This is a genomic window from Bacillus sp. MYb209 (assembly GCF_002975175.1).
Lineage (GTDB): Bacteria > Bacillota > Bacilli > Bacillales > Bacillaceae_G > Bacillus_A.
The window spans coordinates 584,711-599,994 of record NZ_PCNZ01000001.1; the positions used below are offsets into that span (position 1 = coordinate 584,711).

Consider the following 15,284-nt stretch of genomic DNA (forward strand, 5'->3'; position numbering starts at 1 on the left):
TATTTTTTAAAATAAGAGCATATGCCCATCATAGGCATATACCCTTGTAAACGATGGAAAAAAGATTATTTTTGTTCAACAGATGCCCATTTGTAAGTTAATTTACCACCATAGTTAATTGGGATAATATCTTTTACGGCACCTTTTACCACATATGCTGAACCTTTTTGGAAGATCGGAGCAATAACTGCATCCTCTTTAATTAATATTTTCTCTACTTCTAAAAGGTTGTTCCAACGAGCTTGTAAATCTTTTGTATCTGTTTTTGCTTTTAGAATTAGCTCATCATATTTCGGATTAGAATATCCTGTTTTATTTTGTGAACCATTCGTAACAAACATATCTAAATATGAGACTGGATCTGGGAAGTCTGGAGCCCAAATACCAAACGCCATATCATATTCCTGAGAGTCTTCTAACTTATTTTTTTGCGCGAATGGCTGCTGTTTAATTTTGATCGTTAAACCAGGTAAGTTCTTTTCCATCTCACCTTTTAAGAATTCGCCAATTTTTTTCGCATCTTCATTATCGAAGCTTAAGAATTCTAGTTCAATTTTATCAGTGCCAAGCTCTTTCTTTGCTGTTTCCCAAAGTTTTTTCGCTTCTTTTGAATCCGTTTCAACTAGCTTCCCATTTTCAGCACGGAAGTCTTTTTTATTCGGACCTTCAGCGAAATCTTTTCCAACAAATCCGTAAGCACCAATTGCGCCGTTGTTTAAAATAACTTTTGCAATGTTATCACGGTCAAAGGACATTGAAATTGCTTTTCTTAAGTTTTTATTACTCAAATACTTATTATTTTGATTAAATCTTAAGTAGGCAACTCCAGCTTCTTTTCGTGTTTGGAACTCTGGAGTTTGTCTAAATTTATCAACAAATTCCGATGTTAGAGCCGCACGATCAATCGCATTTGTCTCATATAAATTTACATCAGTTGATGTATTTTTCACAATATTGAAATTTATCTCTTCAATTTTAACCGTCTTGTTATCCCAATATGATGGGTTCTTCTTAAATTGGAAGCTTTGTTCATGTTTCCAATCACTCATAACGAACGGCCCGTTATATAATGTTGTATTTGCCTCTAAACCAAACTTATCACCTTGTGATTTCACAAAGTTTTCATTTAGTGGGTAAAACACTGGATAAACTGTTAAATCAATAAAGTAAGGAACGGGATTGTCTAATTCTACTTCTAATGTATAATCATCAATCGCTTTTACACCTAATTGGTCAGCAGGTAATTCTCTTTTATGAATTTTTTCTGCATTTTTAATATCGAACATAATGTATGAATACGTCGCTTTTGTATCTGGATTTACTGCTCTTTTCCATGAATACACAAAGTCTTTCGCTGTTACAGGTTCCCCATTCGACCATTTCGCATCTTTTCTTAATTTAAATATGTATTTCTTCCCATCATCTAGCTTTTGGACATCTTCAGCAATCCCAGGCATTCTCTTTTGATCTTTGCCAGTACGATATAAACCTTCCATCGTATTATTTAATGCTGTTGAAGATGCAGAATCTGATGCTAACGATGCATCCATTGATGGAATTTCAGATAACTCTGTTAAATTAAGAATCTGTTTTCCGTTACTACTACTAGTAGTGTTTTCTTTTCCTTTTGCTTTAGCGTCCTCTTTCTGGTAGCTACACGCGCCAAGCAACATACTTGCAGTTAAAGTTGATGCAAGTAATAACGGTATCTTTTTCTTCATGTTGTGTTGCCTCCCCTAATTGCACTCCCTGTACCCTCACTTGTAGAAAAATAGAATTGAAAGAATAATCTCCAAGTTTCTACAATTTTCATTATACATATAATATGACGATTGTGAATATAGTTTTTTGTTTTTTTGTTAAAATTTTTAATAAAATGTTTATATTTTTAATTTTTTGTAAAGGGATACGTTAACATTGCTACCATCATCTTGAAATTAGAACCTCAATTGCGTATAATTTTCAAAAAATTATTTATATTACTTATTATAACTTTTATAGTATAATAATTCTAGTAATATTTTGACGGAGGGGAATATTTTGAATAAAGTTTTTTTTCATACTTGTATACTATTTTTTGTTGCGATAATCGCTTCTAGTGTGGGCGCATTCCTCGTTTCATCTCAATTTTTGTTGAATTTTGTCAACATCTCATTCTATATTGCATTGGTTTTTATTCTTATAGGTGGTTTTTTATTCATATTTCAAAATGGATTTTTTAACGTAACAATTTACGCATTCCAAAGAGTATTCGGTACGAATAAAAAAATTGACTCTTTAATTGAAGAAGCAGAGGAACCTATCGATAAGAAAGAACGTATTTATAAAACATATTCATTCAAATGGACGTATCCGATTTGTATTACCGGTATCGTACTTGGGTTGTTCTCGATCCTCATTAGCTTTACTATTTTGATGTAGTTTGCAAACACTATTCCATATGATATAATAATCAGCAAAACATTTTGTTATAAAACTTTAGTTCTTTCATATTAAAAGGGCTCAGTTAACAATAAATAAATTTATATGTATGCGATGATAAAGAAGAGTACATATTGAGGCAATTTCAGAGAGCTTGTGGCTGGTGTGAACAAGTAATTGTACAGTATGGAATGGGCTTTTGAGCACCAAACCGAACCGAAAGTAGTAGGCTTTGGCGTTATATCCAGACGTTATTATGGATCTTGAGAGATTTCACAGCTGTGAAATAATTAGGGTGGTACCGCGGTCCATTCGTCCCTATGTAATTTGGGATGAATGGGCTTTTTTGTATGCCTTCTCTTCCCCATCGCACATTCAATTTTAGGAGGAATTACTTATGTCAGTTATCTTTTCTGGTATTCAGCCAAGCGGAACAATTACACTTGGAAACTATTTAGGAGCTATGAAGCAATTTACAGAGCTTCAAAACGAACACGACTGTTATTTCTGTATTGTAAACCAACATGCGATTACAGTACCTCAAGACCCTGCAGGGCTTCGCAAAAACATCCGCAGCCTTGCTGCGCTATACGTTGCATGTGGCATCGATCCTGAAAAAGCTACTTTATTTGTACAGTCAGAAGTACCAGCACACGCTCAATTAGGATGGATTATGCAATCTGTTGCATACGTTGGAGAATTAGAACGTATGACACAATATAAAGACAAATCATCTGGTAGAGATTCAGTTCCAGCTGGATTACTTACATATCCACCATTAATGGCTGCTGATATTTTACTTTACAACACAGAAATCGTGCCAGTTGGTGACGACCAAAAGCAACATATCGAATTAACACGCGACCTAGCAGAGCGTTTCAACAAGCGTTACCGCGAAATCTTCACAATGCCTGAAATTCGTATTCCAAAAGTAGGAGCTCGCGTTATGTCATTAACAGAACCTACGAAAAAAATGAGTAAATCTGATCCGAACCCAAAATCAATGATCAGTATGCTTGATGAGCCAAAAACAATCGAAAAGAAAATTAAAAGTGCCGTAACTGACTCTGAAGGTATCGTGAAATTTGACAAAGAAAACAAACCTGGAATCTCTAACTTATTAACAATTTACTCTTCATTCTCTGGAAAAACAGTTGAAGAAATAGAAACAATGTACGAAGGAAAAGGATACGGCGACTTCAAAGGTGACCTAGCACAAGTAGTTGTAGAAGCAATTCGTCCAATCCAAGACAAATATAACGAACTAATCAACTCCCCAGAACTAGACGAAATTCTAGACAAAGGTGCCGAAAAAGCAAACCGTGTTGCATTCAAACAACTACGCAAAGTAGAAAACGCAATGGGACTAAGCAGAAAACGTAGGTAATATAAAAAGCGGAAGCGGCTCGCTTAGAATGTGAGGGGGATGGAGCTCCTGACGTAGAGGCGTTTTTTGCCTCGCAGGAAGGCGCGAAGCCACCGAACATTCTTGCCGCTGGAGCCGGATTACACATAAAGCGGAAGCGGCTCGTTCAGCTCTGACTGGCTAAGGTTCTTTCGCATAAAAGGCGCTTTTTGCCTTCTTATGCGGAAGGTTCTTAGACACGAAGAGCTTGCCGCTGGAGCTGGATTACATATAAAGCGGAGGCGACTGCTTAGCCCTGACGGATAAGATTCTTTCCCACAGAAGGTGCTTTTTACCTTCTCGTGGGGAAGGTTCTTATACGCGAAGGGCTAGGAGCCGGAGCTAGATCATAAAAAGCAGAGGCGGCTCGCTTAGAATGTGAGGGGGATGGAGCTCCTGACGTAGAGGCGCTTTTGGCCTCGCAGGAAGGCGCGAAGCCACCGAACATTCTTGCCGCCTCCATAAAAAAAACCGCCAATTGGCGGTTTTTTTAATTTACCTTCTGCTCATTTTCCATTTCCCATAACTTTTCAAAAAACGGCTGTCCTTTTACAAGGCGCTCACATAATTGCTCGTGCTTCTCAGACCATCCAGTTTTCGCTTCATCATAAAGTCTAACCCAAACATCTTCAAACTCCATATGTTGGACCATTCCGTATGCTGATGGATCCCACTCTGTGAACCAATAGCGGATTTCAGCTGGATTTTTCGTTGTATGTAATTGATCTAACGCCATAAATAATAATTGTTTTAACTGTCTTTCTTTACGAGTTAGGCCGTTCATAATGAAAGGTGACGGCGATAAAATATGATGTTCTTTTTCAATCTCTTCCACTTGGAACTCATACTTTTCTGCTTGCACATTTTCTACCATCTCATATACCATCTGTTCTTGACGAGGTATAAGCCTACTTTTTCTAATTGGCACATTATAGCCGATTGAATCAATCGCAATAATTCCTTTTCCATCTGTAACTACAAAACAATATTCTTGTTGCAAACGTTCGTGATTTTTACGAATATAAGCCTTATGATATACGTCTTCCAATAATTTTTGCGGAAGCTCTAATAATTCGTTCTCGATGTAATGATATAATGTGGAATCTACTTTTAATAATGGCACTTGATCTAATAGCTCAATCGTATCATCTTTCCGCCATTCGTAAAAATGACAAACGTTATACCCATTTTCTTCACCTTCAAACCAATTTACCCATACATCATGCAGATATAACATTCACTACCCCTCACTTCACTACTGTTTGTACCAATCATTATGTTCATTTTTGCTTAACTTTATTCCACTTGAGGAAATATATTCTAATTATTATTTTTTCTTCTATAATATAAAAAACAGGAGGTAACGCTCCTGTTTTTTATGAAACATGAAATGTATTTGCTTTATTCAATATTTCCTTCGCATCTATAGATAATAAAGACAGTGTATTTTCCCCTTCAAAAGCTACACAATCTTTTACAATATGGAATCCAAGTGCATAGCCAAGCATTTTCGGATACGAGTGCAGTCCATTTAATAAAACATCATGCTCCCTCGTACCTCTCTTTACGTCTATTCGTTCTTGTATTGAATTTCTCCAATAATAAATAGCATCTTCTTTTGAAATGTAAGTAGTCCACGGTGCACACCTTTTTTCTGTATACCTTTCATACACAGCTTGCTCAGCTAACCCTTCCATAATCATCGTATCAAGTAATGTATACTCTGTTTCTTTCGTCTCAATTTGATGTAATCTACATATATGGTGGTATTCATGCGTTAATAACGCTTTTAGTTCCTCTACTGAATTACGTCCACATACGAATAAGAAAATAACGTGACGCATAGATAAACCAGCCTTCCCGTTATATTCATCTTGTACAGTTCGATTATATGAATCTGATAATAAAATAAAGATAGGGACATCTGGACCTTTAAGCCAACTTTTCAATTTTTCATACTCCATGCTAAGTTCTTTCCAAATTTCTTTTTTCTCTAATTCTTTAATTTCCCGCTCTCCCCGCATTACTGGGCGATACATACCTTTAGAGATTAAAAAACGATACAGCCTCTCTTTTGGCAATGGAATATACTTTGTAAATTTCTCACAAAGCTTCTCTGGACGTCCATAATACAGATGTAACCATTCTGCCGTTTCAACAACCCCCACCTTCATCCCTCCTTTTCTTATGTATATGCAAAAAAGAATGGAACGTAAAGGTGATAAAAAATAAATAAGGTGTCTTTTCGTAGTACTTTACGAAAAGACACCTTATTGTACATATTACTTATATACTTTAAATACTAATACTGCGTTATGACCACCGAATCCTAATGAATTACTTAATACAGCTCGCACTTCTTGATGTCTCGCTGTATTTGGTACGTAATCTAAATCACATTCTGGATCTGGTGTTTCATAGTTAATCGTCGGAGGAATTACTCCGTCTGTAATTGATTTAATAGAGAAGATCGCTTCAACAGCACCAGCTGCTCCTAATAAATGACCTGTCATTGATTTCGTTGAGCTAATCGCTACTTTATATGCATGCTCACCGAAAGCTTCTTTAATTGCCATCGTTTCATACTTTTCATTTGCATCTGTACTTGTACCATGTGCATTAATGTAATCAATATCTTCTGGCTCTAGACCTGCATCAGCTAAAGCTTGACGCATCGCACGAACTCCGCCTTCACCGCCAGGAGCAGGCATTGTAATATGGAACGCATCACCAGTTGCACCATAACCAGCAATTTCCGCATAAATGTGAGCACCACGTGCTAATGCGTGCTCTAATTCTTCCAGAATAAGAATTCCTGATCCTTCACCCATTACGAAACCACTACGGTTTTTATCAAATGGGCGGCAAGCCGTTGCTGGATCTTCATTGAATGTTAATGCTTTCGCTGAACTAAACCCAGCGAATGCCATACTTGTTAATGGCGCTTCTGCTCCGCCTGTTATCATCGCATCAGCATCACCGCGCTGGATTACTTTAAACGCATCACCAATTGAGTTTGCTCCAGATGCACAAGCTGTTACAGAGCAAGTATTAATTCCTTTCGCTCCTGTAGCGATTGACACTTGGCCTGCTGCCATATCTGGAATCATCATTGGTACGAAGAATGGGCTCACGCGGCGCGGACCTTTTTCAGTAAAAATCTTAAATTGTTCTTCGTATGTTTCCATACCACCAATACCAGAACCAACCCATACACCAATGCGTGGTGCATTTTCTTCTGTAATTTCAAGCTTCGCATCTGCAACTGCCATTTTCGCTGCTGCTACTGCATATTGCGTAAAGCGGTCCATACGGCGCGCTTCTTTTTTATCTATATATTTTTCGACTTCAAAGTCGTTAATTTCTGCTGCTACTTTTGCAGGAATTTGTTCTGAATCTATTCTTGTAAGTCTTCCGATTCCGGATACACCGTTTTTAATGTTTTCCCAAGCTGTTTCAACATCTGTTCCGATCGGTGTAACAGCTCCTAGCCCTGTAATTACGACCCTCTTTTTTTCCATACAAAATACACTCCTTTTTTTCTCTCAGTCCTTATTTACCCCAACGAAGAGCTACTGCTCCCCATGTTAACCCGCCGCCAAAACCGACTAGTATAATTAAATCACCATCTTGAATACGTCCATTTTGCAATTCCTCTACCATTGCAATTGGAATTGAAGAAGCCGATGTATTACCAAACTTTTCAATTGTCATACTCATTTTTTCTTTCGGTAAATTTAATCTTTCTCTTGCAGATTCCATAATACGAATATTCGCTTGATGTGGTACTAAGAAGTCCACATCCTCTTTCGTAAGTCCCGCTTTTTCTAACACGCGAAGACAGGAATCACCAAGTTGGCGAACAGCAAATTTAAAGACTTCTCTGCCGTTCATCATAACATACTCGTCTTGATAAAGATGCTTACCGCCACTTCCGTCCGCTCCTAATTCAAAGGAAAGTATACCTTTTCCTTCCGAAACAGCTCCCATTACGATAGCACCTGCTCCGTCCCCAAATAGTACTGCTGTATTTCGATCGTTCCAGTCTACAATTTTAGATAGTTTGTCACTACCAACTACTAATACATTTTTATAAGTTCCCGTTTGAATAAATTGCTGCGCTGTAATCATTCCGTACATAAAGCCAGCACACGCTGCACTTAAATCCATTGCGGCTGCGTGTTTTGCGCCAATTGCTTCTTGGATTACACAAGCTACTGCTGGGAATGCGCGATCTGGCGTTACTGTTGCCACTAAAATAAGATCGATATCCTCTCCGCTAATCCCGGCATCTTCAAGTGCTTTTTTAGAAGCCTCTACCGCCATATATGAAGTATCTATTGTATCATCGGCAATGCGTCTTTCTGCAATTCCCGTTCTCGTACGAATCCATTCATCAGATGTATCTACGATTTTCTCTAAATCGTGATTTGTGACTACTTTTTCTGGCACATATCTTCCGATCCCTAAAATGCCCACGTTCACATTGCAGCCCTCCGTTTTATATCAATTATTATGACTTGGTACTAATTTTAAAACATAAATGTACTTTTGTCTAGAATATATTTCAGCTAAAAAAATAAGACAGCGTATTACTAACTTTATTTTTCATTAAAAGAAACAGAAAAATTCCTGCCCTTTCAAAATACAAATTATTCCATACCCTTACTCCGCTCGAAACAAAAAAGGCCCAAACCGCTTCTACACACGGCTCGATCCTCTCTTCCCTCTAAAAAAGAAGAGTTTTATTCTTTATCTGCTTTCCCTTCAAAACTAAGACCTTCTCCTTTAACCTCATCATCTCTCTGGTTTTACTCCGCTTGAGACTAAAAAAAGCCCCAACCGCTTCTATCCACGGTTCGAGCCTCTCTCCCATCAAAAAAGAAGGGTTTGATTTTGTTTTGTTTTATTCTTTATCCGCTTTCCCAAGCTCATATGCTTCGCCCATTACTTTCATCAATAGCTCTAACACCGGCTGTGCTTTCTCCATATCAAGTGCAATTCCATTAGAATCTAAAATTGCCTTAGCTTCTGGTAAATGCTTCATTGCGATTTGTAAAAATTGCATACTTTTTTCGTTCATATAATCTCTTCCTCTCCATTAAAGCTTTCAATCAATTATCCATACAATAGTGTAACACGCGCGCTACCCTTCGTATAACTCTTTATATTTTTTCATATGTGCCAATTGTTTATTTAAACCGAATTCTACTGGTGTATTTTTTTGAATAGAAATAACATCTACAGCTTCATCTCTTACTTCCACATTTTTTTTATTTACCTTACCATCTGCATGTAAAAGACTCATACCCTTTTCCCATAATGCTTCTTTTCCGCTAAGTAAATTATATATACCGAGGTGTTTTACATTCATTCCATGTTCCCATAAATATTCACATACATCTTCAACGTAAAGTAAATCGCTTCCTATTTCTCCATTTATACAACGGCACTCTTTTTCATCAAGTTCTGATAAAATAAGCTGATGATACATCATAAACGACGGTTGCCACGGCCCATATAATGTAGGAACTCGATATGCACTATATTGTAATTCGCCTTTTTTCAACCCTTCTTCCACTTTCGAAAATAGATGTTTGTTTTCGGATTCTTCAGTGCTTCCTATTTCAATAGAAGAAATTAGATTTAACTTTACTTTATTTTTTTCACACATCCTTACGATTCGTTTTAAATATTGTAATATGACCCTTTCATTCCGAAATCCACTTTGCTGATTCGGCTCATACAAGCAAAAATAAACCGTATCGAAACTCTCTTCCTCTACCGATCGCCATCCGTCTTCATCCCTTATAGAATAGTACGTAAATAACGCATTCCGCCCAATCAACAATAATTTCTCTTCATTAATTTTTGTCATACTATCAAGTTCATCAAAATCAAGACCATATACTTCTACTTCTTCTGCAATCATTTTATTCACAAGGTGATAACCTACAAACGTAAGTGCACCTATAATCAGCACGCGTTTCATACCACCAACCCTTTCCCCTTGAAACAAATAGCTCCTCATTTATGTATATGGGAGCTTCACAATTCTTCTTCATATTTTTTAAAGAAATCAGTCATTTGTCTAACCATTTTATATTTCACATCTTGCAGATGGAATAAGACAGAAGTATCACATTGATTTAATTGCCTCATTTTCTCGTATTTACGTAACAATTGTTTTCTTCCTCTTTTTTCCTGTGTTGAGACAAAAATTTTAACAGGTACACAAGACGGAAGAAGTGCAAATGATTTCTTATTTATTTTTGATTCTAATTCTTCTTCTTTGGAATCATACGCCAAACTTAATTCCTTCACTAATCTTTTGTAAAAAAACTTATGCTCTTTCTCAAACTCCACATATTCTGGTAAATCTAAACACGGATTTAACATAACGACAGAACGTATACATTCAGGGTATTTGTTCATCATCTCCAGTGCTACAAGCGCCCCCATACCATCTGCCATAATGTGCATTTTCGCATTCAATGTCTCTTTTCTTAGAACGACATCATACAAACGTTTTGCAAGACGAACAGCTCGATCGTTCCCCCAATGCCTTCCGTATAAGTTAGATGAAAAGACCGTATAGCCTTTTTCAATAAGGCCCTGTAAAAAATAAGCTCTCCCTGCATGCTGTGTCCATAAACTTGTACCATTCTCAATAAAATAGTTATAATCTCCTAGGAGCATAACAGAAAATCCATTTGGCTTTTCCGGTAAATAAATTACACATGGTTCTTTTTCTAAATAAAAAAAACGTTCCGTAATACTCATTTTTCCCCCGCCTTATTTTCTAAACGTATAAAAGTACTCTTTTATAATGTATGAACAGAATGCAAATTTGCGTTGGAAAATCTACAAATATTTTTCTATATTCTTTTTTCAATTGTGTTACAATAAGGACAGATTGAACGAATAGAGGTGTAAAATATGCGTTTCATTTGGGCATTAATTTGGTCGTTCGCGCTTGTACATATGATGAGCTATGTAATCGGCTCTATGACTGGCGGTACATACGATTTTAACCAGGCGTCTATTTTCTCAGTTGTTCTTGCGGTATTAGTATTAGCGATTGCAGCTGCGATTCCAAACGAGCCAGTAGAACAACACTAAAAAGAGTCCGGATTTTATCCGAACTCTTTTTTTACTTTACATGAACGACTAATTCATTATTTTCAACATCAACAACTACGTGACTATTATCCGTAATCGTTCCTGCAATCAATTCTCTCGCTAATTTTGTCTCAACTTGACGCTGTACGTATCGTTTTAACGGACGAGCTCCGTACATCGGATCGAATCCAGCTTCTACAACAAATTCTTTTGCAGATTCCGTCAATTCTAATGATATGTGGCGATCTGCTAAACGCCCTTGTAATTCTTGTACAATCTTATCAACAATACCTTTAATTTCATTCCTTGTAAGAGGTTTGAATAAAATAATTTCATCGACACGGTTTAAGAATTCTGGTCGGAAATGTCCTCTTAATTGTCCCATTACAAGTTCTCTTGACTCTTCTTTAATAGAACCATCTTCTTCTAGTCCTTCTAATAAGTGAGCAGACCCAATATTTGAAGTCATAATAATAACCGTATTTTTAAAGTCTACTGTACGTCCTTGTGAATCTGTAATGCGTCCATCGTCTAACATTTGTAATAAAATGTTGAATACTTCTGGATGTGCTTTTTCGATTTCATCTAACAAAATAACAGAATATGGTTTACGTCTTACTGCTTCTGTTAATTGTCCACCCTCTTCATATCCAACATATCCAGGAGGCGCACCAATTAAGCGTGACACTGCGTGTTTCTCCATATACTCAGACATATCGATACGAATCATTTGCTCTTCACTGTCAAATAACGTTTGTGCTAACGTTTTTGCAAGCTCAGTTTTACCAACACCTGTAGGGCCTAAGAAAATGAATGAACCAATTGGACGATTCGGATCTTTAATGCCAGCGCGAGCACGAAGTACTGCGTCTGATACAAGGCTTACCGCTTCCTCTTGACCGATAACACGCTCTGATAAAATTTGTTCAAGACGTAATAATTTCTCACGTTCACCTTCAACGAGTTTTGCGACAGGAATACCAGTCCACCTTGAAACAATGTCTGCAATTTCTTCTTCACTTACTTCCTCGCGTAATAAACGATTCTCTTGTTTATTATGTGCACCCATCTCTTCCGCTTCTTTTAACTCTTTTTCGATAGCTGGAATTTTCCCGTGGCGAAGCTCAGCTGCTTTATTTAAATCGTAATTTCCTTCTGCTTCTTCTAACTCACGGCGCAAGCGCTCTAAATGTTCACGTAAGTCACGTACTTTATGAATGTCTTCTTTTTCTTTCTCCCATTTCGCTCTCATACTACTTGCAACTTCTTTTAAATCCGATAATTCACGTTGCAATGTTTTTAGGCGCTCTTGACTACCTAAGTCCTTTTCTTTCCCAAGAGCAGCTTCTTCAATTTCCAGCTGCATAATGCGGCGCGTTACTTCATCTAATTCTGTTGGCATAGAATCAATTTCTGTTCGAATTGTTGCACAAGCTTCATCAACAAGATCAATTGCTTTATCTGGTAGAAAACGATCTGAAATATATCGATCTGATAAAACAGATGCTGCTACAATCGCGCGGTCATGAATATTTACACCGTGATAAATTTCAAAACGCTCTTTTAAACCACGTAAAATGGAAATTGTATCCTCAACAGTTGGCTCTTCTGCTAGTACTTGTTGGAAACGTCTTTCTAACGCTGGATCTTTCTCAATATATTTACGGTATTCATCTAATGTCGTTGCTCCAATGCAATGCAGTTCACCACGCGCTAGCATTGGTTTTAACATATTTCCTGCATCCATCGCCCCTTCTGTTTTACCAGCGCCGACGATTGTATGAAGTTCATCAATGAATAATAAAATGCGGCCTTCACTCTTTTTAATTTCATTTAATACAGCTTGCAGACGCTCTTCAAACTCACCGCGGAATTTTGCTCCGGCCACAAGTGCACTCATATCTAAAGCGAAAATTGTTCTATCTTTTAATCCTTCTGGGACATCTTTTTTCACAATACGCTGTGCTAATCCTTCAACGATTGCTGTTTTACCAACACCTGGTTCTCCGATTAAAACGGGGTTATTTTTCGTTTTGCGTGAAAGAATGCGGATCACGCGGCGAATTTCACTATCTCGGCCGATTACAGGATCAATTTTCCCCGCTCTTACTTCAGCCACTAAATCACGGCCATATTTTTCTAACGCTTCATAAGTTGCTTCTGGATTTTGACTAGTCACTCTTTGATTCCCCCGAACTGTCATTAAAGACTGTAATAAATTATCTTTCGTAATATGAAATTTTGTAAATAATTGATTTATATCGCCTTTTTCTTCAGAAAAAGCAAGCAAGACATGTTCGACTGAAATGTAATCATCTTGCAATTTCTCCGCTTCTTTTCCCGCTCTTACAAGCAGTTGTTGCAAAGCACCTGTTACATATAATTTCCCTGCCTCTGCCCCGCTTCCAGTTACAGAAGGCTTTTTCTTAATTAAACTTTCTACACCTTGCTTTAACGCTTCTATATCGACATTCATTTTTTGAAAAATACGTACTGTTAATCCGTCTTGCTGCTCTAATAACGTAAGCAATAGATGAACAGTATCTACTTCTTGATGATGATGAGCTACCGCTAAAGATTGAGCACTCATAATCGCTTCCTGTGTTTTTGTTGTCATTTGATTTAAGTCCATCTTTACAGCCCTCCAAATGTTTGACTTTCTTTGACCTTTGATTTAATTATACGCCAACTTACTTTTTTATACAATAATTTTGCTTATGTAGTTCAAACTTATTATTGGAAAAAGAAAAAAGTAACATTCATTGTCCTAATCAAAAAAGCCGCAATAAGGATTGCGGCTTCTGTTACGGTTTTCTTTTATATGTCCACTGACGGTTATGATTTGCGTTCTCTGGAAACCTTTCCCCGGCAGTTAATTTCACCATTTGTGGATCTTTCACCATACTTCCCGTTTCACCAATTTCTACGTAAATGCCATCATTTGGCGCCTTTTGCCCTGAACGAAACCTGCGATTTTGTCCCATTTCCATTCTCCTTCCATGACGTCTTGCCTCATTAGTATATCCATTTTAAAAGAAAGCTTTTCTGTCATGTTTAGGAAACAAGTACTACCGTTTACTCATGTACATATATATAATTACACAAGCTTAAGCAGGAATTATTGGTATATTTGTTGAAAAAAAGAAACCAACCTAAGTTTAGGCCAGTTCCAAAGGAGAGTCAAACATATACGAGAAGATTACATGTTCATTATAAGTCGCATCATTCAAACAATGTAACCCTTTTCACAAATTGTACATAATGAAAGAAACATTGTTTGAACTTTCTAAAAAGACGTTGACTTTTCCTAATTTCCAACGAGAAATAGTAGACACCACAGCGCTTCGCGACGTAAGATGGATATATAGTGAAACTTCCATCTACAGTAGTTTCACCCAGTCTAACCTCTTATTTCTGCATATTAAAAACGGAAATACAGATAAAAACAAAAAAATTATTATAAGAGGTGAAATTATGAACAAACAACATTTAATCGCTTTAGACTTAGACGGAACTTTATTAACAGACAACAAAATAATTTCTCCAAGAACGAAAAACACAATTGCAAAAGCAAAAGAACAAGGACATATTGTCGTTATTTCAACAGGGCGTCCATTCCGCGCTAGTTACGATTACTATAAAGAACTTAGCCTTAATACACCTATCGTAAACTTCAATGGAGCTTATGTGCATCACCCTCTTGATTCAAAATGGGGCATACACCACTCTCCTCTTGAACTTTCAACAGCGCAAGAAATCGTCCGAGCTTGCTTTGATTTTGGCGTGAAAAATGTATATGCCGAAGTCATGGATGATGTGTATGTTCGTGAAATTGATGAAGATAAAAAACATATTTTTGAATTCGGTTCTCCAAAGATTTTCACAGGAGATTTATTAAATATTTTAAACGACCATCCAACTTGCTTATTAATTGACGCACATGACGGACATTCTGCTGCAATTCGTCAGCATTTAACAGATATGCACGCTGAAGTAATCGACCATAGAAAATGGGGTGCGCCTTGGCCAATTATTGAAATTGTGAAAAGCGGACTAAATAAAGCTGTCGGATTACAAAAAATTTCAAGTCATTACAATATTCCAAAAGAGCGAATCATCGCTTTCGGTGACGAGGATAACGACTTTGAAATGATCGAATTTGCTGGTCATGGAATTGCAATGGGAAATGCAATCCCTGAATTAAAATCACTCGCAAACCATACAACATTAACAAATGAAGAAGACGGTATTGCCCTATATTTAGAAGAGGTTCTTGGGTTGTAATCTAAAAATTCCCTACTTATAGTTTCCCGCAAACTGCTCATACTATTATTAG

Annotated in this window: 14 protein-coding genes and 1 other annotated feature; of the genes, 4 read left to right on the plus strand and 10 right to left on the minus strand. The window is 37.0% G+C overall.

The window, feature by feature from the left end:
• Positions 1 to 65: 65 nt before the first annotated feature.
• Positions 66 to 1,721: a peptide ABC transporter substrate-binding protein gene (locus tag CQZ94_RS03245; protein ID WP_105584259.1), complete on the minus strand. Its 1,656-nt coding sequence runs from the start codon at positions 1,719 to 1,721 to the stop codon at positions 66 to 68.
• Between the two features lie 319 nt (positions 1,722 to 2,040).
• Between CQZ94_RS03245 and CQZ94_RS03255 the strand changes: the two genes are divergently transcribed.
• Together CQZ94_RS03255 and trpS are read left to right on the plus strand one after the other, a co-directional pair.
• A complete protein-coding gene (locus CQZ94_RS03255) occupies positions 2,041 to 2,421 on the plus strand; it encodes a DUF3899 domain-containing protein (protein WP_098778092.1) in 381 nt (126 codons plus the stop codon).
• Between the two features lie 105 nt (positions 2,422 to 2,526).
• Positions 2,527 to 2,744, plus strand: a binding site (T-box leader).
• A gap of 74 nt (positions 2,745 to 2,818) precedes the next feature.
• Positions 2,819 to 3,808, plus strand: coding sequence for a tryptophan--tRNA ligase (trpS, locus tag CQZ94_RS03260; RefSeq protein WP_105584260.1), 990 nt, complete (start codon positions 2,819 to 2,821; stop codon positions 3,806 to 3,808).
• A gap of 508 nt (positions 3,809 to 4,316) precedes the next feature.
• Here trpS and CQZ94_RS03270 read toward each other — a convergent pair.
• The 7 genes from CQZ94_RS03270 to CQZ94_RS03300 form a co-directional block, all read right to left on the minus strand.
• A complete protein-coding gene (locus CQZ94_RS03270; RefSeq protein ID WP_105584262.1) occupies positions 4,317 to 5,063 on the minus strand; it encodes a YjbA family protein in 747 nt (248 codons plus the stop codon).
• Between the two features lie 139 nt (positions 5,064 to 5,202).
• Complete coding sequence (locus CQZ94_RS03275) at positions 5,203 to 5,994, minus strand: DUF2268 domain-containing putative Zn-dependent protease (protein ID WP_105584263.1); 792 nt, start codon at positions 5,992 to 5,994, stop codon at positions 5,203 to 5,205.
• A 114-nt stretch (positions 5,995 to 6,108) separates the two neighbouring features.
• Positions 6,109 to 7,347 carry a beta-ketoacyl-ACP synthase II gene (gene fabF / locus CQZ94_RS03280; protein ID WP_105584264.1) on the minus strand — a complete coding sequence of 413 codons (1,239 nt, stop codon included), beginning with the start codon at positions 7,345 to 7,347 and terminating at the stop codon, positions 6,109 to 6,111.
• Positions 7,348 to 7,378: 31 nt separating this feature from the next.
• Positions 7,379 to 8,311, minus strand: coding sequence for a beta-ketoacyl-ACP synthase III (fabH, locus tag CQZ94_RS03285; RefSeq protein ID WP_098499986.1), 933 nt, complete (start codon positions 8,309 to 8,311; stop codon positions 7,379 to 7,381).
• 421 nt (positions 8,312 to 8,732) lie between these two features.
• On the minus strand, positions 8,733 to 8,909 hold the full coding sequence (locus tag CQZ94_RS03290; protein ID WP_002011319.1) for a ComZ family protein: 177 nt from the start codon (positions 8,907 to 8,909) through the stop codon (positions 8,733 to 8,735).
• A gap of 63 nt (positions 8,910 to 8,972) precedes the next feature.
• Entirely contained in the window at positions 8,973 to 9,845 is an 873-nt protein-coding gene (locus CQZ94_RS03295) for an NAD-dependent epimerase/dehydratase family protein (RefSeq protein ID WP_105584265.1), read from the minus strand.
• 29 nt (positions 9,846 to 9,874) lie between these two features.
• On the minus strand, positions 9,875 to 10,609 hold the full coding sequence (locus CQZ94_RS03300) for a lipase family protein (RefSeq protein ID WP_105584266.1): 735 nt from the start codon (positions 10,607 to 10,609) through the stop codon (positions 9,875 to 9,877).
• A 156-nt stretch (positions 10,610 to 10,765) separates the two neighbouring features.
• Between CQZ94_RS03300 and CQZ94_RS03305 the strand changes: the two genes are divergently transcribed.
• The gene (locus CQZ94_RS03305; protein ID WP_001211111.1) at positions 10,766 to 10,948 is read left to right on the plus strand and encodes a YjzD family protein; all 183 of its coding nucleotides are present in this window, start codon (positions 10,766 to 10,768) and stop codon (positions 10,946 to 10,948) included.
• 31 nt (positions 10,949 to 10,979) lie between these two features.
• On the opposite strand, the gene clpB is transcribed toward CQZ94_RS03305, so the two are convergent.
• Positions 10,980 to 13,580, minus strand: coding sequence for an ATP-dependent chaperone ClpB (clpB, locus tag CQZ94_RS03310; RefSeq protein WP_105584267.1), 2,601 nt, complete (start codon positions 13,578 to 13,580; stop codon positions 10,980 to 10,982).
• A gap of 172 nt (positions 13,581 to 13,752) precedes the next feature.
• Entirely contained in the window at positions 13,753 to 13,932 is a 180-nt protein-coding gene (locus tag CQZ94_RS03315; RefSeq protein ID WP_002117000.1) for a YjzC family protein, read from the minus strand.
• 490 nt (positions 13,933 to 14,422) lie between these two features.
• On the opposite strand from CQZ94_RS03315, the gene CQZ94_RS03325 reads away from it, so the two are divergent.
• Positions 14,423 to 15,232, plus strand: coding sequence for a Cof-type HAD-IIB family hydrolase (locus CQZ94_RS03325; protein ID WP_105584269.1), 810 nt, complete (start codon positions 14,423 to 14,425; stop codon positions 15,230 to 15,232).
• Positions 15,233 to 15,284 lie beyond the last annotated feature (52 nt).

Bases quoted from the DNA above. Each gene is read 5' to 3' on its own strand.
- CQZ94_RS03245 (WP_105584259.1), bottom strand. From the start codon at position 1,721: ATGAAGAAAAAGATACCGTTATTACTTGCATCAACTTTAACTGCAAGT.
- trpS (WP_105584260.1), top strand. From the start codon at position 2,819: ATGTCAGTTATCTTTTCTGGTATTCAGCCAAGCGGAACAATTACACTT.
- CQZ94_RS03270 (WP_105584262.1), bottom strand. From the start codon at position 5,063: ATGTTATATCTGCATGATGTATGGGTAAATTGGTTTGAAGGTGAAGAA.
- fabF (WP_105584264.1), bottom strand. From the start codon at position 7,347: ATGGAAAAAAAGAGGGTCGTAATTACAGGGCTAGGAGCTGTTACACCG.
- CQZ94_RS03290 (WP_002011319.1), bottom strand. From the start codon at position 8,909: ATGAACGAAAAAAGTATGCAATTTTTACAAATCGCAATGAAGCATTTA.
- CQZ94_RS03300 (WP_105584266.1), bottom strand. From the start codon at position 10,609: ATGAGTATTACGGAACGTTTTTTTTATTTAGAAAAAGAACCATGTGTA.
- CQZ94_RS03305 (WP_001211111.1), top strand. From the start codon at position 10,766: ATGCGTTTCATTTGGGCATTAATTTGGTCGTTCGCGCTTGTACATATG.
- clpB (WP_105584267.1), bottom strand. From the start codon at position 13,580: ATGGACTTAAATCAAATGACAACAAAAACACAGGAAGCGATTATGAGT.
- CQZ94_RS03315 (WP_002117000.1), bottom strand. From the start codon at position 13,932: ATGGGACAAAATCGCAGGTTTCGTTCAGGGCAAAAGGCGCCAAATGAT.
- CQZ94_RS03325 (WP_105584269.1), top strand. From the start codon at position 14,423: ATGAACAAACAACATTTAATCGCTTTAGACTTAGACGGAACTTTATTA.